The organism is Lonepinella sp. BR2271 (assembly GCF_051851515.1).
Classification (GTDB): Bacteria; Pseudomonadota; Gammaproteobacteria; order Enterobacterales; family Pasteurellaceae; genus Lonepinella.
Genome location: NZ_JBPDVF010000001.1, coordinates 67555 through 89807 on the forward strand (window position 1 = coordinate 67555; position 22253 = coordinate 89807).

Sequence of the window (22253 nt, forward strand, 5' to 3'; positions counted from 1 at the left end):
TGAGAAAATGATGATAAAACTGACCGCACTTTTCGGGGGAAACAGATTATTCGGGGAAAATCTCGCGCAACTTGAGCGCATTTTCCCCCATCACATGACCTTAGACAGTCGTGCCGTAAAGGCAGGCTGTCTTTTCGTTGCGATTAAAGGGCATGCGGTGGATGGTCGCCAATTTATTCCACAAGCTATTGCGAGTGGCGCGGTTGCCGTATTGGCGGAGGCCGACCAACCAAATGAACATTTAACCGTTCATGTTGAAAACAATGTCCCTGTGATTGCGTATTTTAATTTATCTGCGCACCTGTCTGAAATTGCTGATATTTTTTATGATCATCCCTCACAAAAATTAACCTTAGTCGGGGTGACTGGCACCAATGGTAAAACCACGATAGCGCAATTAATTGCGCAATGGACGCAGATTTTAGGTCATAAACCCGCCGTTATGGGGACTATTGGCAACGGCTTATTTGGTCAAGTAAAACCTGCCGAAAATACCACAGGTTCGCCGATTGAAGTACAATCGTCTTTGGCTGAATTCGTGGCACAAGGGGCAGATATTGCTGCCATTGAAGTGTCTTCACACGGTTTAGTGCAAAAACGTATTGAGGCTTTACATTTCGCCGTCGCCATTTTTACCAATTTAAGCCGTGATCATTTAGATTATCACGGCACCATGCAAGCCTATGCTGACGCTAAAAAACGGTTATTTACGGAATTAGTAACACAACAACAAATTATTAATGCAGATGATCCTATTGGTGCCACTTGGTTAACTGAATTACCTCATGGGATTGCGGTCAGTTGCCAACCGGATTTTCAACCGAATCAAAAAAATTGGTTAAAATGCACCGCAGTATCTTTTCATCACAAAGGCGCAAGCATTGCATTCCAATCAAGTTGGGGCAATGGCACATTAGACAGCCGTTTAATCGGTGCCTTTAATGTCAGCAATTTATTGCTTGTGGTGGCAACCTTATTGGCTTTAGGCTACCCATTGGCGGATTTAATCAAAACAGTATCGCAATTAACCGGCGTTTGCGGTCGAATGGAAATGTTGCACGCACCACATAAACCCACAGCGATTGTGGATTACGCACACACACCAGATGCCTTAGAAAAAGCCTTACAAGCCGCACGAATTCATTGCCAAGGAAAACTTTGGTGTATTTTTGGTTGTGGCGGTGATCGGGATAATGGTAAGCGTCCACTGATGGCAAAAGTCGCTGAACAGTTTGCAGATGTGGTGATTGCCACGGATGATAATCCACGTACGGAAGATCCAAGCAAAATTATGGCCGATATTGTGGCCGGATTTGAACATCTTCAAGCGGTGCAAATTATCCATGACCGCCAGCAAGCGATTAAAACGGCTATGCAAAGTGCGGTGGAAAATGATGTGGTTTTAATTGCGGGTAAAGGACATGAGGATTACCAGATTATTGGGAAAGTGAAACAGCATTTTTCGGATCAGGAAGTGGTAAGGAAATATATTAATTAATTTAAGTCGGGTTTCGCCCGATGGGCGACCATGCTTTCTTTTGCTTGCTAGGTTCAGACGGGGCCCCGTCTTTGCCGCCTGAAAATAGTTAAATTTGTAGAAAAAGTTGTACTGTTTGAGCGAAGCGAGTTTACAACTTTTTCGTTAAGCAAATTTAACTATTTTCAGGAAACAAGGCAAAATCGGGGTGTGTTTCTTTTGTTACTTTTCTTTGCACAAGCAAAGAAAAGTAAAGAACGTGGCAAAATACAATAATAACAATTTGAAATGAAAAACCAAAATGATAAAACTAACAACCAAAAAACTCACTGAAATCCTAAACGGCACCCTTATCGGAAACGCTGACACGCAAATTGAAAACATCAGCACCGATACCCGCCAACAAACCCAAAACGGTTTATTTTTTGCCCTAAAAGGTGAACGTTTTGATGCGCACCAATATCTTGAACAAGCCATGACACAGGGTAATGTGGCCGTGATTGTTGATCATCAATGTGATGTCAATGTGCCACAAATTATTGTCACCGATACCCGTTTAGCTCTAGGACAATTAGCCCAATGGCTAAAAGCCGAATTAAATCCGTTGACCGTAGCAATGACAGGATCTTCTGGCAAAACTACTGTCAAAGAAATGACCGCCGCCATTTTAGCTCAAACGGCAAGCAAAAGTGCGGTAGAAAAAAATCAAGTTTTATTTACCCATGGTAATTTTAATAATGATATTGGCGTGCCATTGACCTTGTTACGGTTGAACGAAAAACATCAATTTGCTGTCATAGAATTAGGGGCAAATCATCAAGGTGAAATTGATTACACCACGCATTTAACCCAGCCAGATGTGGCGTTAGTCAATAACGTAGCCTCCGCCCATTTAGAGGGATTTGGTTCCATTGAGGGCGTGGCACAAGCGAAAGGTGAGATTTTTCGTGGTTTGAGCGAAAAGGGTGTCGCTATTGTGAATTTAGATTGTCATTATTTAGATATGTGGAAAAAAGAAATTGGGACACATAAAATCCAGTCTTTTTCTGCCCATCATGAGCAAGCGGATTTTTATGCGAGCAATGTCAAGGCCACAGCAACGGGTTCAACCTTTATGTTGCATAGTCCACAAGGACAAATTGAGATTAGCTTGCCTTATTTAGGTGAACATAATGTCAGCAATGCCTTGGCTGCAACGGCGTTAGCCATGAACGTGGGCGCCAGTTTACAAGACGTGCAAGCTGGTTTAGAACAAAAATCCCAAGTGAAAGGACGTTTGTTCCCGATTCAGCCTTGTGAAAACTTGCTTTTATTAGACGACACCTATAATGCCAATGTGGGTTCATTAACCTCTGCTATTGACGTTTTGAAAAAATATCCCGCATTTCGCATTTTTGTTGTTGGAGATATGGCAGAATTAGGCGAAAATACGCCGTTCTGTCATCAACAAATTGCCGATTATGCGGCACAAGCAAAATTAGAATGTGTGGCGAGCTTTGGTGTGCATAGTGCCGTTATTTCGCAACAATCACAAGGTCAGCATTTTACTGATAAAACCGTGATGGCAGATTATTTAACGCAAATAATTAAACAAAAATTAGCCAATAATCAATCAGTTGTATTATTGGCAAAAGGATCGCGTAGTCAAAAAATGGAAAACGTGATCGACATTTTAAAAGAAAATTTTAAAGGGTAATTTTAATGTTAGTTTGGCTTGCATCTTATTTACAGCAATATTTTAGTGATTTTCACGTGGTGTCTTACCTCACCGTGCGTTCGGTTTTTGCACTCTTAACGGCATTGTTATTGTCTTTATGGATTGGACCGAAAATGATTCGTCGCTTGCAGATTTTCAAATTTGGTCAAGAAGTGCGCAATGATGGGCCAGAAAGCCACTTCCAAAAACGGGGTACGCCAACCATGGGCGGGATTATGATTTTATTTACCATTACGGTGAGTACGCTGTTATGGAGCGACCTGTCTAATCCCTATATCTGGTTCAGTTTATTTGTGTTATTGGGTTACGGCGCTGTTGGGTTTGTGGATGATTACCGCAAAATTAAATACAAGAATACGGATGGCTTAATTGCCCGTTGGAAATATTTTTGGTTGTCTGCGATTGCCTTGATTGCGGTGGTGGGGATGTATCTGATTGGAAAAGACACAGATGCCACCCGTTTGGTGGTGCCATTCTTTAAAAATATCATGCCTCAGCTCGGCTTTTTCTATATTATCCTGTCTTATTTTGTGATTGTCGGCACCAGTAATGCGGTGAATTTAACCGACGGTTTAGATGGTTTAGCCATTATGCCAACGGTGTTTGTCGCCGGTGCTTTTGCCTTAATTGCGTGGGCCACAGGTAACATTGAAATTTCCAAATATTTGTATATTCCTTATGTGAAATACAGCTCTGAATTAGTGATTTTCTGTACCGCTATTGTCGGTGCGGGATTAGGTTTCCTTTGGTTCAACACTTATCCAGCACAGGTCTTTATGGGGGATGTGGGTTCATTAGCCTTAGGTGGTGCCTTAGGCGTGATTGCGGTGTTAGTGCGTCAAGAATTTTTATTGGTGATTATGGGCGGTGTGTTTGTGATGGAGACCATTTCGGTGATTTTACAAGTGGGTTCTTACAAATTACGTAAAAAACGCATTTTCCGCATGGCACCGATTCATCACCATTATGAGCTCAAAGGTTGGCCCGAACCCCGAGTCATTATCCGCTTTTGGATTATTTCATTGATGTTGGTGTTGATGGGATTAGTGACCTTGAAATTGCGTTAGGACCCTCACCCTAGCCCTCTCCCAAAGGGAGAGGGGACGATTTAGGGAGAGATTAAAATAAATTATGCCTCATACTGTTCCCTCTCCCTTTGGGAGAGGGCTAGGGTGAGGGTAAAAACAGTGATGACAGAGAAAAGAAGAAATGAATAACCTATATAAAAACAAAAAAGTCGCCGTCATTGGCTTAGGCAAAACGGGTTTATCTTGTGTGAATTTTTTCGTCAAAAAACAAGCGAACGTGCGAGTTATTGACACAAGACCTTTACCGGCAGGCATCAATGAATTAGATGAAGATATTGATGTGCATACGGGATCGTTGAAATTGGATTGGTTATTAGACAGCGATTTAATTGTGATTAGCCCCGGATTAGCGGTAAAAACCCCTGAAATTCAGACCGCACTTTCAGCCGGTGTCGAAGTGGTTGGGGATATTGAATTATTCTGCCGTGAAGCCACCAAACCGATTATTGCCATTACCGGTTCAAACGGCAAAAGTACCGTGACGACGCTGGTCGCCGAAATGGCAAAAGCGGACGGGTTACGTGTGGGCATGGGTGGCAATATCGGTATTCCAGCCTTGTCCCTGTTAGAGGATGATTATGATCTTTATGTGTTGGAACTGTCCAGTTTCCAATTAGAAACCACGTACAGCCTAAAAGCGGCGGCAGCGACCGTGTTAAATGTCACCGAGGATCACATGAACCGTTATGTGGACTTAGAAGATTATCGCCAAGCAAAATTGAAGATTTATGTGAATGCGGAAACGGCGGTGATTAACGGCGAAGATCCGTTGACCAAACAAGACGGTCAGCAAAGTGCGAAACAGCAAGTCAGCTTTGCGGAACACCATGCGGATTATTGGCTAAAAACCGAAAACGGTAAACAATATTTAATGGCGGGTGATGACGTGATATTGCCTTGTGATGACGTGAAAATCAGCGGTCGTCATAATTATATGAATGCCTTGGCATCGATTGCTTTGGCTCGGGCGGTAGGCGTAAAAAATAAGGGAATTTGCACCGCACTTCGTACTTTCACTGGACTCGATCACCGTTTCCAATTAGCCCATTTTGCCAATGGTGTGCGTTGGATTAATGATAGCAAAGCGACCAATGTCGGTAGTACGGTGGCGGCGTTAACGGGATTACATTTAAATGGTAAATTGCATTTATTATTAGGTGGTGACGGCAAAGGGGCGGATTTTAGCGAGTTAGAAAAGCTGATTAATAAGCCTGAAATTTTATGTTATTGCTTTGGTCAAGACGGTGCCGAATTAGCCAAATTATCGGCTCAAAGCCAATTATTTGATACCATGGAACAAGCTATTCAAGCCTTGCGTCCATTGTTAAAATCAGGTGATATGGTGTTATTATCACCGGCTTGTGCGAGCTTGGATCAATTTAGTTGTTTTGAACAACGGGGTGAGGAATTTACCCGTTTAGCACAACTGGCAGAATAGGATGACAGATGGGATTTTGGAATAATGTGAAACAGGGCTGCCAACGTTGGACCACAATTACGCCAGCCAATGCGCTTTATGACCGCACATTGCTGTGGTTATTTGTGATCTTGCTATTTATTGGTTTTATTATGGTGACCTCGGCCTCCATTCCCGTTGGCTCAAAAAATGAGCTAGATCCTTTTTATTATGCGAAACGTGATGCCATTTATATTTGTTTTTCTATTATCACGTGCTATATTTTTCTTAAAATTCCAATGGAAAAATGGGAAAAACATTATGTATGGATATTTTTTATTGCCGTGTTGTTACTGCTTGCGGTGGCGATTCCCGGCGTAGGGAAATCAGTCAATGGGGCAAGACGTTGGTTGCCATTTCCATTATTTAATTTCCAACCCGCGGAATTTGCTAAATTAGCATTAATTTGTTTTTTATCTAGCTATTTTACGCGCCGTTATGATGAAGTACGTAGCCGTAAATTGAGTTCCGTAAAGCCATTTTTGGTAGTAGGTTTAATGGGGGGACTTTTATTGTTGCAACCCGATCTTGGAAGTAGCATTGTGCTATTTGTGATAACGGTCGGGGTATTGTTTATTGTCGGTGCGCATTTTTGGCAGTTTATCGGTTTGGTTTTGTTAGGTGTGGCATTATTTTTCTGGTTGGTACTGACATCTTCCTATCGTTTAAGACGTTTTTCGGGGTTTATTGATCCTTTTAAAGATCCGTATGGCTCAGGGTTTCAGCTGTCTAATTCTTTAATGGCATTTGGTCGTGGCGAATGGTTTGGTGAGGGATTAGGTAATTCTATTCAAAAATTAGAGTATCTTCCAGAAGCACACACTGACTTTGTGATGGCGATCATGGGGGAAGAATTTGGTTTTGTCGGTATTCTTTTGATGATTTTCTTGCTAGCCGCGTTGGTCTTTCGTGCCATGAAAATTGGTAAAGAATCGCTTTTATTAGAACAACGGTTTAAGGGTTTTTTTGCTTTTGGTATTAGTTTTTGGATGATGTTCCAAGGTTTTGTGAATTTAGGTATGGCATTGGGCTTAATTCCGACCAAAGGGTTGACATTTCCTTTGGTCAGTTATGGGGGATCAAGTTTAATTATTATGTCCATCAGTATTGCGATTTTATTACGCATAGACCACGAAAACAGACTGATGTATGGCGGTCATGCTCGATTACGAGATGATTAGACAATAAAAATAGTCAGGGGTAAATTAGGTTATATGGAACAACAAAACGAAAAAAAACGATTATTGGTGATGGCCGGTGGTACGGGCGGTCATGTGTTTCCTGCCATTGCCGTGGCACAATATTTACAGCAACAAGGTTGGGAAATTTGTTGGTTAGGTACCGCTGACCGCATGGAGGCCCAACTTGTCCCGAAACATGGTATTCCGATTAAATTTATTCAAATTTCTGGTTTACGTGGCAAAGGCATTGGGGCATTGTTAAAAGCACCTTTTGCGATCACCAAAGCGGTGTTACAAGCGAAAAAAATTATTCAGGATTATCAACCGCATGCTGTGTTAGGCATGGGTGGTTATGTGTCAGGCCCAGGTGGCATTGCGGCTAAACTTTGTGGTGTACCCGTGATTTTACATGAACAAAATGCCGTGGCAGGACTGACCAATAAATGGTTAGCGAAGATGGCGAAAGCCGTATTACAAGCCTTTCCAACCGCATTTCCTGATGCCGAAGTGGTCGGCAACCCTGTTCGTGCCGATCTATTTCAAATGCCCTCACCGGAACAGCATTTTGTAGACCGTTGGAATGAACATGACGGCAAATTGCGTGTGTTAGTGGTCGGCGGTAGCCAAGGGGCGAGAGTGTTAAATCAAACGCTACCACAAGTAGTCGCTCAGTTGGCGGATAAATTAGAGGTTCGTCATCAAGTGGGGGCGGGTTCGGTGGAAAATGTGACCGCACTTTATCCAGAAAATGTGCGAAGTGCGGTGAAAATTACAGAATTTATTGATAATATGGCAGAGGCCTATGCGTGGGCGGATTTGGTGATTTGTCGCTCGGGTGCCTTGACCGTGTGTGAATTAGCTGCGGTGGGTACGCCAGCGATTTTTGTGCCATTCCAACATAAGGATCGTCAACAATATTTAAATGCAAAATATTTAGCAGATGCAAATGCGGCTTATATTATTGAGCAAGTAGATTTGACGGCCGATAAATTAGTTGACTTAATCAATCAGTTAGATTTGCCTAAATTAAAAGAAATGGGTATTCAAGCCAAATCTAAAGCGACGCCGTTGTCTGCTCAGAGAGTAGCAGAAGTGATTATGCAAAATGCGAATTAGTTTACCCTCACCCTAGCCCTCTCCCAGAGGGAGAGGGGATGGCTCAGTGGGTAATAATGAACAGCGTAAAAGTAGAATAAAAGCGAGAAAATAAATGACATTACGACAAGAAAAAATTAGACAAACGGTGCCAAGTATGCGGCGAGTAAAACAAATTCATTTTGTTGGCATTGGTGGCGCCGGTATGGGCGGTATTGCGGAAGTATTGTTAAACGAGGGCTATGCTGTCACAGGATCGGATATTGCCGAAAGTGCGGTGACAAATCGTTTAATTTCTTTAGGGGCAAAAATTTATTTTTCTCATCAAGCAGAAAATGTGCAAGATGCCAGCGTAGTGGTGGTATCTAGTGCGATTAAAGCGGATAATGTGGAAGTCGTGGCCGCACGTGAAAAACGAATCCCCGTGATTCAACGCGCGCAAATGTTGGCGGAAATTATGCGTTTCCGTCATGGTATTGCCATTGCCGGAACACACGGAAAAACCACCACAACAGCCATGGTATCAATGATTTATACCCAAGCCGGATTAGACCCGACTTTCGTTAATGGCGGTTTGGTCAAATCTGCGGGAACCAATGCTTATTTGGGCGCCAGCCGTTATTTAATTGCCGAAGCCGATGAAAGTGATGCGTCGTTCTTGCATTTGCAACCTATGGTATCGGTGGTGACCAATATTGAACCAGACCACATGGAAACCTATAACGGTGACTTTGAAGAAATGAAACGCACTTATGTGAATTTTTTACATAATTTGCCGTTTTATGGTTTATCGGTGATGTGTGCAGATGATTCGGTACTGATGGAATTGGTGCCACAAGTGGGGCGTCAAGTGATTACCTACGGTTTTAGTGAGAGTGCCGATTACCGTATTGAAAATTATGAACAAACCGGTTTCCAAGGCCATTATGATGTGATTACCCCAACGGGTGAGCGGATTAATGTATTGCTCAATGTGCCGGGAAAACATAATGCCTTAAATGCCACGGCCGCCTTAGTGGTTGCCAAAGAAGAAGGCATTAGCAATGAGGCGATTTTAGCCGCATTGGCGGATTTCCAAGGGGCGGGACGTCGTTTTGACCAACTCGGTGAGTTTATTCGTCCGAATGGTAAAGTGATGTTAGTGGATGATTACGGTCATCACCCAACAGAAGTGGGCGTGACCATTCAAGCGGCTCGTTCGGGTTGGGAGAATAAACGGGTGGTGATGATTTTCCAACCGCACCGCTATTCTCGTACCCGTGATTTATTTGATGACTTTGTGCAAGTGTTGTCGCAAGTGGACGTGTTGGTATTGCTTGATGTGTATGCCGCCGGCGAACAACCGATTGCAGGGGCAGATAGTCGATCATTGGCGCGCTCCATTCGCAATTTAGGTAAAGTAGACCCGATTTTTGTGGCCGATCATAGCCAATTACCGGAAATCATGGATCAAATTATCCAAGACGGTGATTTAATTTTAGCTCAAGGGGCGGGCAATGTAAGCAAGCTCTCTCGTCAGCTTGTTGAATTATGGACAAAATAAGAAAAAGATAAAAGAAAAGGAAAAAGAAGATGATACCAGCACCACATGAAATCAGAATTGCCGTCTTAATGGGCGGTACCTCCGCCGAACGAGATGTGTCGTTAAACTCAGGGGCAGCGGTGTTGCAAGCCTTACGCAATCTAGGCTATGACGCTCACCCTGTTGATCCGAAAACCGATGACGTGGCTAATTTAAAAAAACAGGGCTTTGCTTGTGCGTTCAATATTTTGCATGGTCGAGGCGGGGAAGATGGCGTGATTCAAGGTGTATTGGAACAAATCGGCTTGCGTTATACCGGTTGTGGTGTGATGACTTCCGCTTTAACCATGGATAAAATGCGGACCAAAATGTTGTGGAAAGGCTTTGGCTTACCCATTGCGGATATGGAAATTGTCACAAAAAATACCGCGGTTTCGCTTAATCCGCAAGCCGTGGTAGATCGTCTTGGCTTGCCATTAATGGTAAAACCTTCACGTGAAGGATCCAGCGTCGGCTTGACTAAAGTTAAAGAGGTGGAAGAGTTAAAAGCTGCAGTAGAATTAGCACTACAACATGATGATACGGTATTAATTGAAGAATGGCTGTCTGGTGATGAATTGACCGTGCCGGTGTTAGACGGCGAAGTCTTACCAGCGGTGCAAATTATCCCAGACGGTGAATTTTACGATTATAATGCCAAATATATTTCCGATAACACCCAATATATTTGCCCAATGCCAATGTCAGATGAACGTTGGGAAGCATTGCGTAGCTTGGTGAAACGAGCTTATGACGCCGTGGGCTGTCAGGGTTGGAGCCGTATTGATGTGATGACTGATAGCCAAGGTAATTTCCGCTTGGTGGAAGTCAATACCACCCCCGGCATGACAAGCCATAGCTTGTTCCCGAAATCAGCAGCGAGTGTAGGCTATTCTTTTGAAGATTTAGTAGGTAAGATTTTGCATACAGCATTATGGGCGGATTTATCTCAAGATCCAATGGTGATGTATTAATTTGAATTGGAATGAAGTATGTCTGTCATTAGATACAAACAAAAGCAGAAAACAGCCAAATTGCCAGCGTTTGATCTGAAAAATTTAATTCAGATTAAGCCAATGCTTTTGCTATTGTGCTTAGGTTTGCTATATTATACGTATACGAACTGGCAGTCTTGGTTAGAAAAATTAGATGATAAGCCAATCAGTGCGTTTGCATTGCTGGGAACGCCACAATATACGACGAATTCGGATATTCGTGATCAAATTCTGCAAATGGGACAACTGAAAGGTTTTTTTGGCCAAGATGTCAATGCGGTACGTGAAAAAATTCAGTCTATGCCTTGGATTAAAGGGGCGTTGGTGCGGAAAATTTGGCCAGATCGTTTAAGTATTTTGGTCACGGAATATATTCCCGTCGCATACTGGAATGAAAATCAATTTTTGACCGCGGATGGTACCGTGTTTAGTTTACCGGTGGATAAACTGAAAAATACGGATATGCCCCAGTTATTTGGGCTGGATTATCAAGGCCCCGAAGTGCTAGCGGCTTGGCATAAAATCTATAAGGATTTAAAAGCAAAAAATTTAAACATAAAAACCTTAGCGGTCAATGAACGCGGGGCTTGGGAAGTGATGTTAGATAATGACATTATCTTAAAATTAGGGCGTGGAGAGTGGAAAAGTAAGATTGATCGTTTTGTGACAATTTACCCACAAATTGACGTGCCTGAACATAAAAAAATTAATTATGTCGATTTAAGATATAACGTAGGTGCAGCAGTGAACTTTACTGATGTCAATTAAACAAACAGCGAAGTGATGAAAATGGCAAAAATGGTAGAATCAAAAACGATTGTAGGATTAGAGGTTGGCACGTCTAAAGTGGTTGCTGTGGTCGGCGAAGTATTACCTGATGGCGTGGTGAATGTATTAGGTTATGGCAGTTGTCCGTCGAAAGGCATTGACAAAGGCAGTATCACGGATCTTTCTGCGGTAGTGAAGTCTATTCAACGCGCGATTGAAAATGCCGAAGCCGTGGCAGATTGTCGAATTATGTCGGTGACCTTAGCCATTACGGGTAAGCATATTCAAAGTCTGAATGATAGTGGGCTGGAGCCGATTGCGAATAATGAAGTCACGCAAGAAGAAATTGATTCTGCCATGCACACGGCCAGTTCGGTTAAGCTACCTGAGGGCCTGTCTTTATTACATGTCATTCCACAAGAATATGCCGTGGATCAACAACAAAATATAAAAAATCCACTTGGCTTGCAAGGCATGCGATTAAAAGCACAAGCGCATTTAATTGGCTGTCATCAGGCTTGGTTAAGTAATTTGCAAAAAGCCGTGGAACAATGTGGTTTAAAAGTGGATCAAGTGGTGTTTTCTGGTTTGGCCTCAAGTTATTCGGTGCTGACGGAAGATGAAAAAGACTTGGGCGTTTGCTTGATTGATTTCGGTGCGGGTTCCATGGATATCATGGTGTATACTAATGGGGCATTACGTTATAGCAAAGTGGTGCCGTATGGCGGTAATGATATTACTGATTTTGTCGCGCAAAGCCTTACGACTTCACGCCACGAGGCGGAAAATATTAAGATCAACTACGGAAGTGCGGTCAATCCGAGCGAAGATTTAGTGGAACATTTTGCCAAGAAAAAGGTCGAAGTAGCAGGATTAGGCGGAACGCCTGCGCGTACCTTTACTAAAGCGCAAATCGTTGATGTGACAGCAAAATGCTATCGTGATTTGTTGTTAGTGGTAAAAAATGAATTAGATAATTTGCGTCAAGACCTCATAAGAAAAGACGTCAAAGCAGATTTGATTGCTGGTATTGTATTAACTGGAGGCGGGGCCAATATGGAAGATGTGGCAAAATGTGCCACCGAGATTTTTGGTTTCCACGTGCGCGTGGGTCATCCATTAAATATTACCGGATTAACGGATTATGTGAATAAACCACAATATGCCACCGTGATCGGTTTATTACAATATAGTCACCATAATGATGATGAAACCATGCCATTAATGAGTGGTTTAGCCTCTGAAGGGAGCATTTTAGGCTCAATTTGGGGTGGAATGAAAAAAATTGTCAAGAAAGTGGGCTCGGAGTTTTGATAATTCAGCCATTTTCGGCTACAATAGAAGGAATTTTAGAATATTATGTGCTATACCTCTTTAGCACCCTCGGAGAATATAATGGAAATGTATGCACCTGTACAATATGATTTTGATGATGAAATCGGTCGCACACTGATTAAAGTAGTTGGTGTGGGTGGCGGTGGCGGTAATGCCGTGAATCACATGGTAGATTGTCTACTGAATAATGGTTCAGATGCCAGCCTTGTTGGACAAGAAACGCTCGCAAGCAATAGTAATGGTGATATTATTTTCTATTCTGTGAATACGGATGCACAGGCTTTGCGTAAAAGTAAAGTTCAGCAGACTATTCAGATTGGTGCTCAAACTACCCGTGGTTTAGGTGCAGGTGCGAACCCAAATGTGGGTCGTAAAGCCGCAGAAGATGACCAAGAAGCCATTCGTGCTATGTTAGAAGGGGCAGATATGGTCTTTATCGCTGCTGGTATGGGTGGTGGTACTGGGACAGGTGCAGCTCCAGTCGTGGCTCAGGTGGCAAAAGAATTAGGTATTTTGACGGTCGCTGTGGTGACAAAACCTTTCCCTTTTGAAGGCAAAAAACGAATGACATTTGCGGAATTAGGGATTAAAGAATTATCTAAATATGTAGATTCTTTGATTACGATTCCGAATGAAAAATTAATTAAAGTATTGGGTAAAAACATTTCTTTGTTAAATGCCTTTGCCGAAGTAAATGATATTTTACGCAATGCGGTAACAGGTATTTCAGATATGATTACCACCCCAGGTTTTATTAACGTGGACTTCGCCGATGTGCGTACAGTTATGTCGGAAATGGGACGTGCGATGATGGGATCTGCGACTGTTCGTGGTGCCCCAGATGAAGGCCGTGCGGAAGAGGCCGCTAAAAAAGCCATTGCGAGTCCATTATTAGAAGATGTTAATTTAGTGGGAGCTAAAGGTATTTTGGTTAACGTTGCAGCTGGTATGGATTTAGGCTTAACTGAATTTGATGCGGTAGGTAACGTGATTGATGAATTTGCTTCACCAGATGCAACAAGGGTAATTGGTACAAGTTTTATTCCAGAAATGGCAGATGAAATCAGAGTGACTATTGTGGCTACGGGAATTGGCAGTGATGACGATGTTGCTCCGTTGTCACCAGTGGTTCAACCTAAAGTGGCAGTAGAGCCTGCGATTGCAAGCGAAGTTGCTCCACAAGTTGCACCAGAACCAGCTCGTCCAACGCAATTGAATGGTAATGCTTTTGTTCCAGCATTTTTACGCGGTACAAATAACTAAAACAAATGCGAAGGCAATTTGTAACAGCTTGAGAAAAATATGATTAAACAAAGAACATTAAAACAAAGTATCAAGGTAACGGGTGTAGGATTACACAGCGGTAATAAAGTGACTTTGCATTTACGTCCAGCGACGGTAAATACAGGGGTGATTTATTGTCGTACCGATCTAAATCCACCTGTCAGTTTCCCTGCTGATGCAAAAGCGGTAAAAGATACCATGCTTTGTACGTGTTTAGTAAATGATCAAGGTGTGCGTATTTCCACCGTTGAACATCTTAATGCCGCATTGGCGGGATTAGGGCTTGATAATGTGATTATTGAAGTGGACGCGCCTGAAATTCCAATTATGGATGGCAGTGCCAGTCCGTTCATCTATTTATTATTAGACGCTGGCATTGAAGAACAAAATGCAGCGAAAAAATTTATTCGTGTGAAGAAAACCGTACGAGTAGAGGAGGGTGATAAATGGGCAGAAATCAAACCTTATCGTGGGTTCCATTTAGATTTCACCATTGATTTTAATCATCCAGCGATTCCGAAAAGATTAAGCCATTATCAGCTAGATTTTTCTGCACAAAATTTTGTGCATCAAATTAGCCGAGCCAGAACCTTTGCTTTTATGAAAGATATTGAGTATCTCCAATCTCAAGGGTTAGCCTTAGGTGGTAGTTTGGATAACGCCATTGTGCTAGATAATTACCGTGTATTAAACGAAGATGGGTTACGTTTTCAAGATGAATTAGTGCGTCATAAAATGTTGGACTCTATCGGTGATTTATATATGTGCGGTCACAACCTGATTGGGGCATTTAGTGCCTATAAATCTGGTCACGGTTTAAATAATAAATTATTACGTGCCTTATTAGATGATCAAGAGGCTTGGGAGTTTGTGACTTTTGAGGATAAACAAACGGTGCCGCAAGGTTATATGGCCACCCAGCAAGTGCTGATTTAATTCAGGTTATCAAAAAGCCATACTTTATAAGTATGGTTTTTTTGTCTCTATCATTTAGATTTTAGCAAAAATATCTTAGCCCTATGCTATAATCGGGTCTGTTGAAATTCATCAGACCCTTATTTTTCTTACAGGATATTGTTATTTTATGGCACAGGATTTAACCGAAATTCGTCAGCAAATTACCCAAATTGACCGTAGTTTACTAAAATTGTTATCGGAACGTCATCGTTTGGCGTTTGATGTGGTGCGGAGCAAAGAAATTACCCAAAAGCCCTTACGTGATGAAGAACGTGAGCAAATCTTATTACAAGAATTAGTCAAATTTGCCGAAAGCCAAAATTATCAGTTGGAATCACAGTACATTATGCAAATTTTTCAACGGATTATTGAAGATTCGGTAGTAACACAACAGGTTTATTTACAGAAAAAACTCAACCAACAACGTGAGCAGAGTATTCATATTGCGTTTTTAGGTAAGCGAGGATCTTATTCCCATTTGGCCGCTCGCAATTATGCCACACGTTATCAAGAGCAGCTAGTTGAATTAAGTTGTAGCACCTTTGAACAGGTGTTTGACAAAGTCAAAGCGGGCGAGGCAGATCTCGGCGTATTGCCGTTAGAAAACACCACATCAGGATCCATTAATGATGTGTATGATTTATTACAACACACTGATCTTTCTTTGGTGGGCGAACTTGCTTATCCGATTAAACATTGTGTGTTGGTGAATGAACAGCAAGATCTTAGCCAAATTGACACGCTATATAGTCACCCGCAAGTCATTCAACAATGTAGCCAATTCATTCGTAGTTTGGATCGTGTGCATATTGAATACTGTGAAAGTAGCTCGCATGCCATGGAATTAGTCGCTAGTTTGAATAAACCGAATATTGCCGCCTTGGGCAATGAAGATGGTGGTCATTTATATGGTTTGCGAGTATTAAAAACGGATATTGCCAATCAACCCAATAATATCACCCGTTTTATTGTACTAGCGAAAGAACCTTTATCGGTTTCACCACAAATTGCCAGTAAAACCCTGTTATTAATGACCACCGGCCAACAAGCGGGGGCGTTGGTGGACGCCTTGTATGTGTTTAAGAAACACCAAATTAATATGACCAAACTTGAATCTCGCCCGATTTATGGTACACCTTGGGAAGAAATGTTTTATTTGGAAATTGAGGCCAATATTCATCATCCGAATACTCAGCAAGTGTTGGAAGAATTAAAACAATACAGCACCTTTTTAAAAGTATTGGGCTGTTATCCAAGTGAGATTGTGAAACCTGTTTCAGCCTAGATCTTTTCTCCTTTTTACTTAATTGAAGAAACTGTGGTGATTTTCACCGCAGTTTTTTTATATCTTCATCCTATTTTGATTAAAATTTTTCAAAAAAATCTTTTTTTACTTGCTTGACATTATTTTTTTTTTTTTACAATAGGGAAGATTTAAGTTCAATCTAATAAGGAGTGTTATGAATAAGAAATGCGTTATAGTCAGCTTAGGATTATTGCTGTGTGGCTGTTCTTCCTTAAGCTCAATGTATTTACCTCAACAAAGCGCTGAAAGTGACGCGGCAATTGCACAGCGACGGGCAGAAATCCGCGCCATGGAGCAACAAGATTATAAAGATACACGTCAAAAACGTAAGGACAGTATTCAAGATCTTGGTGAAATGCAAATGAATGAGGCAAAAGCCATTAATAAGGCTTATGAAAATCGTAGTAAACAATCTATCCAAATTCTTTATTAACAAAAGGGACATTCTATGAAAAAAGTATTGGTATTAGTTAGTTCAATTACTTTATTAACGGCCTGTGCAGGGAGCGGTGAGATTAATGCCTCAAGAGGAGTGAATTCCTCTCGTGTAACACAAGCCGAAATAGATCAATATCACAAACAACGAGCGAATGAAGTAGAAGAAGCACAAGCTCAAGCCGCAAAAGCGCAGGGCTATTCGGAAACGATTCGCCAAGGTTCTTCTGCAGTACAATCTGCGGTGGGTGCGATTAATTCTATTCGTGGTGTATTTGGTTTTTAGTTATTATTTTTTGATAGCCTCCGCCCCCTAAAAAACGGAAGACTTTCCGATAGCTTAGGAGGCGGATTTTTTATTTAGAGAATCAGTTCCCCGATCAAACTTCGTGTTTCCTCTTTCACTTCGTTTAATTGCATATTGACGATATCGCCAATTTTATAACGACGTTCCCCGTTAATATATAAGGCAATTTCATCAGAATTGACTTCCATTTCCTCTTTATTCGGGTGAATGGTCGAGGCTGGAATAAACACGCTTGCCCCATTTTCTAACAGTTGCACACGTAAACCGCCACGCATGACATCTTGCACTTCTGCCTCAAATTGTGGTTTTTCTGCTACTTTTTCATTAAGATAACGGCAATATAACCAATCGGCAATATCTCGTTCGACTAAGCGATTTTGACGGCGTGCTTCTTGTAGGCGTGCCAAAATTTCATCAGACGGTTTTTGATAGTTGCCTTGTTTGGCTATCGCCGCTTTGATTAAACGGTGGTTGACCATGTCGGAATATTTACGAATCGGTGATGTCCATGTTGCGTAACCGCTTAATCCTAAGCCAAAGTGCGGTGCTAATTCGGCTTTAAATTCGGCAAAGGTTAAGAAACGGCGTAAGCGGAATTCGTAATAATCACCGTCAAAGGGTTCAATGTCGTGTCGCATTTGGCAATAGCCACTGAGCGTACTTAAATTTTCTGGTGAATAACGTTGTTCCAATTCCGCACGATTTTCATCATTGGCAAAATTTGCCATCAAGAAATGATGGGCATTGGCAAGGAATTTCGTATCAAAGCCTTTATGCACATTGAAAATCCCTGTTTGAGTTTGTTCATCAAGATAATGTGCCGCACAAATATTGGCAATAATCATGGATTCTTCCACGATTTGATTAGCAATACGGCGGTGTTCAGCTTTAATTTCCAGAACATGACCATTATCGGCTAATACAAAGCTGTAATCAGGTTTTTCTTTAAATAATAAACCGTGCGTTTTACGCCATTGCATACGAGCCAACGCAAATTGGTGTAAATTGTTGACTTGTTCGGCGATTTGGGTGGTTTCAGGTTGCCACGCATTAGGCTGTTGTTCCAAATAATCGGACACCTTATTATAAGCCAGTTTTGCTTTAGATTGGATATAAGCAGAAACAAAATAAGGTTGATTGGTGATTTCTCCCTTAAGATCGGTTTCAATATAACAAACTAAAGCTGGGCGAGTTTCATTGGGCATTAACGAACAAAGATCGTCGGACAATTCACGTGGCAACATAGGAATGTTAAAGCCTGGTAAATAGTTAGTGAAACAGCGTTGTTTGGCATCTTTTTCAATTTGTGAATTGACATCAATATAGGCCGTTGGATCGGCAATAGCGACCACTAAACGCCAACCTGTTTGTGCATTATTTTGTTCGATTTTTTCGATATATAAGGCATCATCCATATCCTGCGTGCTTTCGCTGTCAATGGTGACAAAATGAAGTACGGTCAAATCTTCACGAGTTTGTTGATCAAGCATTTCATACTGATCTTGCCCTTGCACCGGATGTCGTGATTGTTGATGACGTGCCAACGTCACCCACCATGGGGCAAATTCATCTTCTGCACGGCAAATAAATTCGCTGATCTGAGCAAATAAAAAACGATCATCACGTAAGGGGTGGGTTTTAAGGGTTGCTACCACCCAGTCGCCCTCTTTTAATTGTTCGGGTACAGTTTTTAATTGAACGGCACCGATCGGCTGATTAATATTCGGGTGATCTACTAATACTTGTAATTTATTGTCTTTATTAAACCGCACTTTAGCAATAAATCGGGTGAGCATGGTTTCCACTAATTCTTCGGGAACCGCTTGCTTTTTGTCGCCCACTTCTTCGATCACAGCTTTAATTTTGTCGCCGTGTACGACTTTTTTCATCTCGGGTGGTGCGATAAAAAAGGTTTCTTTATCGGTTTCGAGAAAGCCATAGGCTTTATCCGTACCTTTTACCGTGCCTTCCACACGTACTTTGCTATCGTGAAGTTGTTGTTTGAGTTGGGAGAGTAGGGGGTTGTTTTGGAACATTTTTTTCTTCTTATAGATAAAAATCCTCTCACTTAGGGAGAGGATAACCTTTACAGCCTCTCCCTGTGGGAGAGGACGGAGAAAATTTCGTAGAAATTTTCGGGAGGTGAGGGTTGAATGACGCTGATTTACCCTCACCCTAGCCCTCTCCCAGAGGGAGAGGGGATTTGGTGAATTATTCTTCGCCTAATTCGCCCATGGCGGTGATACTAAAGCCAGCGTCAACATGCAAAATTTCGCCTGTGACACCAGAGGCTAAGTCAGAACATAAGAATGCGGCTGAATTACCCACATCATCAATGGTTACGGTACGACGTAATGCGGCCGTATTTTCGAAAGCGGATAACATTTTTTTGAAGTTCTTAATGCCTGATGCCGCAAGGGTACGGATTGGACCGGCGGAAATGGCGTTAACACGAATCCCTTGTTTACCTAAATCGGCTGCCATCACACGAGTTGCCGCTTCTAATGAGGCTTTGGCTAAACACATCACATTGTAGTTTGGAATAGCACGTTCTGCCCCTAAATAAGATAGGGTTAATAAGGCAGCATTTTCAGTTAAGAACGGACGAGCCGCTTGTGCCATAGCGACAAAACTGTATGCACTAATATCATGTGCAATGCGATAACCATCACGAGTCGCTGCATTGACATAGTCACCGTCTAATTGATCACCTGGTGCGAATGCAATAGCATGCACAAAACCGTCAAATTTTTCCCATGTTTTGCTTAATTCAGCAAAGCAATGTTGAATACTTTCATCTGTGGCAACATCTAATGGCAGAACAATATTTGAACCAAATTCTTTGGCAAATTCTTCTACACGAGGTTGTAATTTATCGTTTAAATACGTGAATGCTAATTCAGCACCTTGTGCTTTCATGGCCTTAGCAATACCGTAAGCAATAGAACGATTGCTAGCAAGACCAGTGACTAAAATTCGTTTACCTGTTAAGAAACCCATTTTGAAATCCTATAATTGTTGATTAGTAAAAATTGTGCTTAGTATAAGGCAAAAAGGCCATAACGCAAAGCTGACCTGAGAATTATTTATTTTTATTATTTAACAGATAAATGGCACCTAATCCTAAGGCGGAATAAGTTAATCCTTTTACTGAAAGCAATTTTCGATTGAGCAAGGAAAGAAATAAAGCTCGCATTGCGGGTTGAGCAAGAAAACTAATCGTATGATTTATCAACTTTTTTGGTTTACATTATGTGTTAAATCTGCCCTAATTTTCTTTGTTTTTGTGATCTTGATTCCAAAAACTGCGGTGAAAAGTGGCGTTGTTTTTACTCTTTTGCTAGGATTAAAATATCTATTAATTATTGTATATACATAAATTGTGAGTTATAATCAATTGAAAATTGAATTTGATCCCAAAAAACGAGAGATAACGCTACTCGAAAGAGAGCTTGACTTTGCTATGGCAAATGAAATCTTTGCAGGACAGCACTTTACCTTGGAAGATACAAGGCAAGATTACGGTGAAACACGTTATATCTCTATTGGGAGATTAAAGTCAGCGAAAATGGTGGTGGTTGTATGGACATATCGTCCAAATTCAATTCGTCCTACCCATAGACGCATTATTTCAATGAGGAAAGCCAATGAGCGAGAAATTAGAAAATATGAACAGCATCTTAGATGAGGCACCAGAATTGGATGATGCGTATTTTGAGCAAGCGGATTTATACCAAGGTGACAAACTGATTCGCCGTGGTCGCCCAAAATCAGCCCAAACTAAAGTGGCTATATCAATTCGTTTAGATAAAGAAGTTGTCGATTATCTTAAAAACTCGGGGGCAGGTTGGCAGACCAGAGTCAATCATATTTTGCGGAGCAGTTTGTTGTAGCTTATCACAACATGATTACGTAAATGAGCTGATTTGCCAAGTTTGTTCCGTACTCAAATTCAATCGCCAAATAGCTGTATTCGGCATTGGTAAGTGCGGTTGGAATTGGCGGAATTTTTGCATATCTTCGCTCGTATTGGCTGAAAAACCTAGCAGTCGCCAGACCAATAAGGCGATCCAAATACCGTGTGTAAAACACAAACTTTGATCGGGTAATGTCTTGGCTTTATGCAGAAAATGCTCAATACGTTGATTAAATTCGGCAAAACTATCCGTATTTTCACCGCACTTTTCTAAGGGATTGGCTCGTTGCCAGTAGGCTTGGCTAATGGGGCGACGTTGTTCGCCATTGAGTCCGTCAATTAAGCTCAAAGGCAAGTAAGAAAATTCGTTCAGATCGGGCAGAATTTGTGCGGTTAATTGATAATGTTGTAAATAGGGCTGTGCCGTTTGTTGGGTGCGTACAAATTCAGAAGTAAACACATGTTGGCTCAGTGGTAAATGTGGAATGACTCTCTGAGCCTGTCTTTGTCCTTGTTCGCTTAATGGAATGTCCCGATCGGGTAAACTTTTGGCTCCTGAATTGGCAAGACTTTCCGCATGACGAATTAAATAAATGGTTTTCATCATGCTGGATTATCAATATCCACAAATTCTACATCCAAACTATATTCAGACGCTAACCATTCGCCTAAGGCTTGGATTCCGCAACGTTCCGTGGCGTGATGTCCGCAGGCGAAATAATGAATGCCTTGTTCTCTTGCAGAATGGGTGGTTTGTTCGGAAATTTCACCGCTGATAAAGGCATCACAGCCTTGTGCGTAAGCCAAATCAATGTAGCCTTGACCGCCACCCGTACAAATACCGATTTTTTGGATAAAGTGCGGTGCATTTGGGTTAAATTTTTCCACATCACAGGTGATCGGTTTTTTACCTAATACTTCAGCAATACGTTGTTGAAAATCTTGTACGGAAACCGGTTCATGCAACATGCCCCACATTGGAATACTGGTTGAACCTTGTTCCAACGGTTGTAAATTGTCAATGCCGAGCGATTTAGCTAATAAGGCGTTATTGCCCAATTCAGGGTGAATATCCAACGGTAAATGATAGCCATATAAATTGATGTCATTGACTAACAAGCGTTTAATCCGTTCGCCTTTCATGCCCCGAATACAAGGATTTTCGCTTTTCCAAAAATAGCCATGATGCACCAAAATGGCACCGGCTTGTTGTTGAATGGCATAATCAATTAAGGCAAGGCTAGCGGTGACGCCTGTGATGATTTTTTTGATTTCCGCTTTGCCTTCCACTTGTAATCCATTCGGGGCATAGTCATTAATGGCTTGTGCATTTAATTTTTGGTTAATCCATTGTTCTAATTGAATATTATTCATT

Annotated in this window: 21 protein-coding genes; 17 read left to right on the plus strand and 4 right to left on the minus strand. The window is 41.7% G+C overall.

Annotated elements, in window-relative coordinates:
- The first annotated feature begins 10 nt into the window (after window positions 1-10).
- The 15 genes from murE (at window position 11) to ACTG7X_RS00445 (ending at window position 16941) form a co-directional block, all read left to right on the plus strand.
- Window positions 11-1498 carry a UDP-N-acetylmuramoyl-L-alanyl-D-glutamate--2,6-diaminopimelate ligase gene (gene murE, locus ACTG7X_RS00375; protein ID WP_439256861.1) on the plus strand — a complete coding sequence of 496 codons (1488 nt, stop codon included), beginning with the start codon at window positions 11-13 and terminating at the stop codon, window positions 1496-1498.
- A gap of 280 nt (window positions 1499-1778) precedes the next feature.
- Window positions 1779-3173 carry a UDP-N-acetylmuramoyl-tripeptide--D-alanyl-D-alanine ligase gene (gene murF / locus ACTG7X_RS00380; protein ID WP_439256591.1) on the plus strand — a complete coding sequence of 465 codons (1395 nt, stop codon included), beginning with the start codon at window positions 1779-1781 and terminating at the stop codon, window positions 3171-3173.
- Between the two features lie 5 nt (window positions 3174-3178).
- Window positions 3179-4261: a phospho-N-acetylmuramoyl-pentapeptide-transferase gene (gene mraY / locus ACTG7X_RS00385; RefSeq protein WP_439241346.1), complete on the plus strand. Its 1083-nt coding sequence runs from the start codon at window positions 3179-3181 to the stop codon at window positions 4259-4261.
- Window positions 4262-4403: 142 nt separating this feature from the next.
- Entirely contained in the window at window positions 4404-5720 is a 1317-nt protein-coding gene (gene murD / locus ACTG7X_RS00390; protein WP_439256592.1) for a UDP-N-acetylmuramoyl-L-alanine--D-glutamate ligase, read from the plus strand.
- Window positions 5721-5728: 8 nt separating this feature from the next.
- Entirely contained in the window at window positions 5729-6919 is a 1191-nt protein-coding gene (gene ftsW, locus ACTG7X_RS00395; protein ID WP_439256593.1) for a putative lipid II flippase FtsW, read from the plus strand.
- Between the two features lie 33 nt (window positions 6920-6952).
- Window positions 6953-8035, plus strand: coding sequence for an undecaprenyldiphospho-muramoylpentapeptide beta-N-acetylglucosaminyltransferase (gene murG / locus ACTG7X_RS00400; protein ID WP_439256595.1), 1083 nt, complete (start codon window positions 6953-6955; stop codon window positions 8033-8035).
- 94 nt (window positions 8036-8129) lie between these two features.
- Window positions 8130-9557 (plus strand): UDP-N-acetylmuramate--L-alanine ligase, encoded by a 1428-nt coding sequence (murC, locus tag ACTG7X_RS00405; RefSeq protein ID WP_439256596.1) that lies wholly within the window; start codon window positions 8130-8132, stop codon window positions 9555-9557.
- A 29-nt stretch (window positions 9558-9586) separates the two neighbouring features.
- Window positions 9587-10549 (plus strand): D-alanine--D-alanine ligase, encoded by a 963-nt coding sequence (locus ACTG7X_RS00410; RefSeq protein WP_439256597.1) that lies wholly within the window; start codon window positions 9587-9589, stop codon window positions 10547-10549.
- 18 nt (window positions 10550-10567) lie between these two features.
- Complete coding sequence (locus tag ACTG7X_RS00415) at window positions 10568-11338, plus strand: cell division protein FtsQ/DivIB (protein ID WP_439256599.1); 771 nt, start codon at window positions 10568-10570, stop codon at window positions 11336-11338.
- Between the two features lie 21 nt (window positions 11339-11359).
- Window positions 11360-12652 carry a cell division protein FtsA gene (gene ftsA, locus ACTG7X_RS00420; protein WP_439256600.1) on the plus strand — a complete coding sequence of 431 codons (1293 nt, stop codon included), beginning with the start codon at window positions 11360-11362 and terminating at the stop codon, window positions 12650-12652.
- A gap of 87 nt (window positions 12653-12739) precedes the next feature.
- Complete coding sequence (gene ftsZ, locus ACTG7X_RS00425) at window positions 12740-13936, plus strand: cell division protein FtsZ (protein WP_439256862.1); 1197 nt, start codon at window positions 12740-12742, stop codon at window positions 13934-13936.
- A gap of 39 nt (window positions 13937-13975) precedes the next feature.
- Entirely contained in the window at window positions 13976-14893 is a 918-nt protein-coding gene (gene lpxC / locus ACTG7X_RS00430; protein ID WP_439256601.1) for a UDP-3-O-acyl-N-acetylglucosamine deacetylase, read from the plus strand.
- Window positions 14894-15041: 148 nt separating this feature from the next.
- Entirely contained in the window at window positions 15042-16199 is a 1158-nt protein-coding gene (pheA, locus tag ACTG7X_RS00435; RefSeq protein WP_439256602.1) for a prephenate dehydratase, read from the plus strand.
- Window positions 16200-16374: 175 nt separating this feature from the next.
- A complete protein-coding gene (locus tag ACTG7X_RS00440) occupies window positions 16375-16653 on the plus strand; it encodes a hypothetical protein (protein WP_439256603.1) in 279 nt (92 codons plus the stop codon).
- Between the two features lie 15 nt (window positions 16654-16668).
- Window positions 16669-16941: an NGK_0946 family protein gene (locus tag ACTG7X_RS00445; protein WP_439256604.1), complete on the plus strand. Its 273-nt coding sequence runs from the start codon at window positions 16669-16671 to the stop codon at window positions 16939-16941.
- Window positions 16942-17015: 74 nt separating this feature from the next.
- Here ACTG7X_RS00445 and rnb read toward each other — a convergent pair whose 3' ends face one another.
- Window positions 17016-18998: an exoribonuclease II gene (rnb, locus tag ACTG7X_RS00450; RefSeq protein WP_439256605.1), complete on the minus strand. Its 1983-nt coding sequence runs from the start codon at window positions 18996-18998 to the stop codon at window positions 17016-17018.
- 175 nt (window positions 18999-19173) lie between these two features.
- Window positions 19174-19962, minus strand: a complete 789-nt coding sequence (locus tag ACTG7X_RS00455; RefSeq protein WP_439241320.1) for an enoyl-ACP reductase FabI — start codon at window positions 19960-19962, stop codon at window positions 19174-19176.
- 463 nt (window positions 19963-20425) lie between these two features.
- Here ACTG7X_RS00455 and ACTG7X_RS00460 point away from each other — a divergent pair, with 463 nt between their 5' ends.
- Together ACTG7X_RS00460 and ACTG7X_RS00465 are read left to right on the plus strand one after the other, a co-directional pair.
- A complete protein-coding gene (locus ACTG7X_RS00460) occupies window positions 20426-20650 on the plus strand; it encodes a BrnT family toxin (RefSeq protein ID WP_439256863.1) in 225 nt (74 codons plus the stop codon).
- Window positions 20610-20855 (plus strand): BrnA antitoxin family protein, encoded by a 246-nt coding sequence (locus tag ACTG7X_RS00465; protein ID WP_439241312.1) that lies wholly within the window; start codon window positions 20610-20612, stop codon window positions 20853-20855. Before ACTG7X_RS00460 ends, ACTG7X_RS00465 begins: the two co-directional genes overlap by 41 nt.
- A gap of 15 nt (window positions 20856-20870) precedes the next feature.
- On the opposite strand, the gene ACTG7X_RS00470 is transcribed toward ACTG7X_RS00465, so the two are convergent.
- Together ACTG7X_RS00470 and ACTG7X_RS00475 are read right to left on the minus strand one after the other, a co-directional pair.
- On the minus strand, window positions 20871-21485 hold the full coding sequence (locus ACTG7X_RS00470; RefSeq protein WP_439256606.1) for a histidine phosphatase family protein: 615 nt from the start codon (window positions 21483-21485) through the stop codon (window positions 20871-20873).
- Window positions 21482-22252, minus strand: a complete 771-nt coding sequence (locus ACTG7X_RS00475) for a Nif3-like dinuclear metal center hexameric protein (RefSeq protein WP_439256607.1) — start codon at window positions 22250-22252, stop codon at window positions 21482-21484. Before ACTG7X_RS00475 ends, ACTG7X_RS00470 begins: the two co-directional genes overlap by 4 nt.
- Window position 22253 lies beyond the last annotated feature (1 nt).

Coding starts and splice junctions, on each gene's coding strand:
- ftsW (WP_439256593.1), top strand. CDS start 5,729: ATGGGATTTTGGAATAATGTGAAACAGGGCTGCCAACGTTGGACCACA.
- ftsA (WP_439256600.1), top strand. CDS start 11,360: ATGGCAAAAATGGTAGAATCAAAAACGATTGTAGGATTAGAGGTTGGC.
- ACTG7X_RS00410 (WP_439256597.1), top strand. CDS start 9,587: ATGATACCAGCACCACATGAAATCAGAATTGCCGTCTTAATGGGCGGT.
- rnb (WP_439256605.1), bottom strand. CDS start 18,998: ATGTTCCAAAACAACCCCCTACTCTCCCAACTCAAACAACAACTTCAC.
- mraY (WP_439241346.1), top strand. CDS start 3,179: ATGTTAGTTTGGCTTGCATCTTATTTACAGCAATATTTTAGTGATTTT.
- ACTG7X_RS00460 (WP_439256863.1), top strand. CDS start 20,426: ATGGCAAATGAAATCTTTGCAGGACAGCACTTTACCTTGGAAGATACA.
- ACTG7X_RS00455 (WP_439241320.1), bottom strand. CDS start 19,962: ATGGGTTTCTTAACAGGTAAACGAATTTTAGTCACTGGTCTTGCTAGC.
- murE (WP_439256861.1), top strand. CDS start 11: ATGATAAAACTGACCGCACTTTTCGGGGGAAACAGATTATTCGGGGAA.
- ACTG7X_RS00475 (WP_439256607.1), bottom strand. CDS start 22,252: ATGAATAATATTCAATTAGAACAATGGATTAACCAAAAATTAAATGCA.
- murF (WP_439256591.1), top strand. CDS start 1,779: ATGATAAAACTAACAACCAAAAAACTCACTGAAATCCTAAACGGCACC.
- ACTG7X_RS00465 (WP_439241312.1), top strand. CDS start 20,610: ATGAGCGAGAAATTAGAAAATATGAACAGCATCTTAGATGAGGCACCA.
- ACTG7X_RS00445 (WP_439256604.1), top strand. CDS start 16,669: ATGAAAAAAGTATTGGTATTAGTTAGTTCAATTACTTTATTAACGGCC.
- murC (WP_439256596.1), top strand. CDS start 8,130: ATGACATTACGACAAGAAAAAATTAGACAAACGGTGCCAAGTATGCGG.
- ACTG7X_RS00415 (WP_439256599.1), top strand. CDS start 10,568: ATGTCTGTCATTAGATACAAACAAAAGCAGAAAACAGCCAAATTGCCA.
- ACTG7X_RS00440 (WP_439256603.1), top strand. CDS start 16,375: ATGAATAAGAAATGCGTTATAGTCAGCTTAGGATTATTGCTGTGTGGC.
- murG (WP_439256595.1), top strand. CDS start 6,953: ATGGAACAACAAAACGAAAAAAAACGATTATTGGTGATGGCCGGTGGT.
- lpxC (WP_439256601.1), top strand. CDS start 13,976: ATGATTAAACAAAGAACATTAAAACAAAGTATCAAGGTAACGGGTGTA.
- murD (WP_439256592.1), top strand. CDS start 4,404: ATGAATAACCTATATAAAAACAAAAAAGTCGCCGTCATTGGCTTAGGC.
- ftsZ (WP_439256862.1), top strand. CDS start 12,740: ATGTATGCACCTGTACAATATGATTTTGATGATGAAATCGGTCGCACA.
- pheA (WP_439256602.1), top strand. CDS start 15,042: ATGGCACAGGATTTAACCGAAATTCGTCAGCAAATTACCCAAATTGAC.
- ACTG7X_RS00470 (WP_439256606.1), bottom strand. CDS start 21,485: ATGATGAAAACCATTTATTTAATTCGTCATGCGGAAAGTCTTGCCAAT.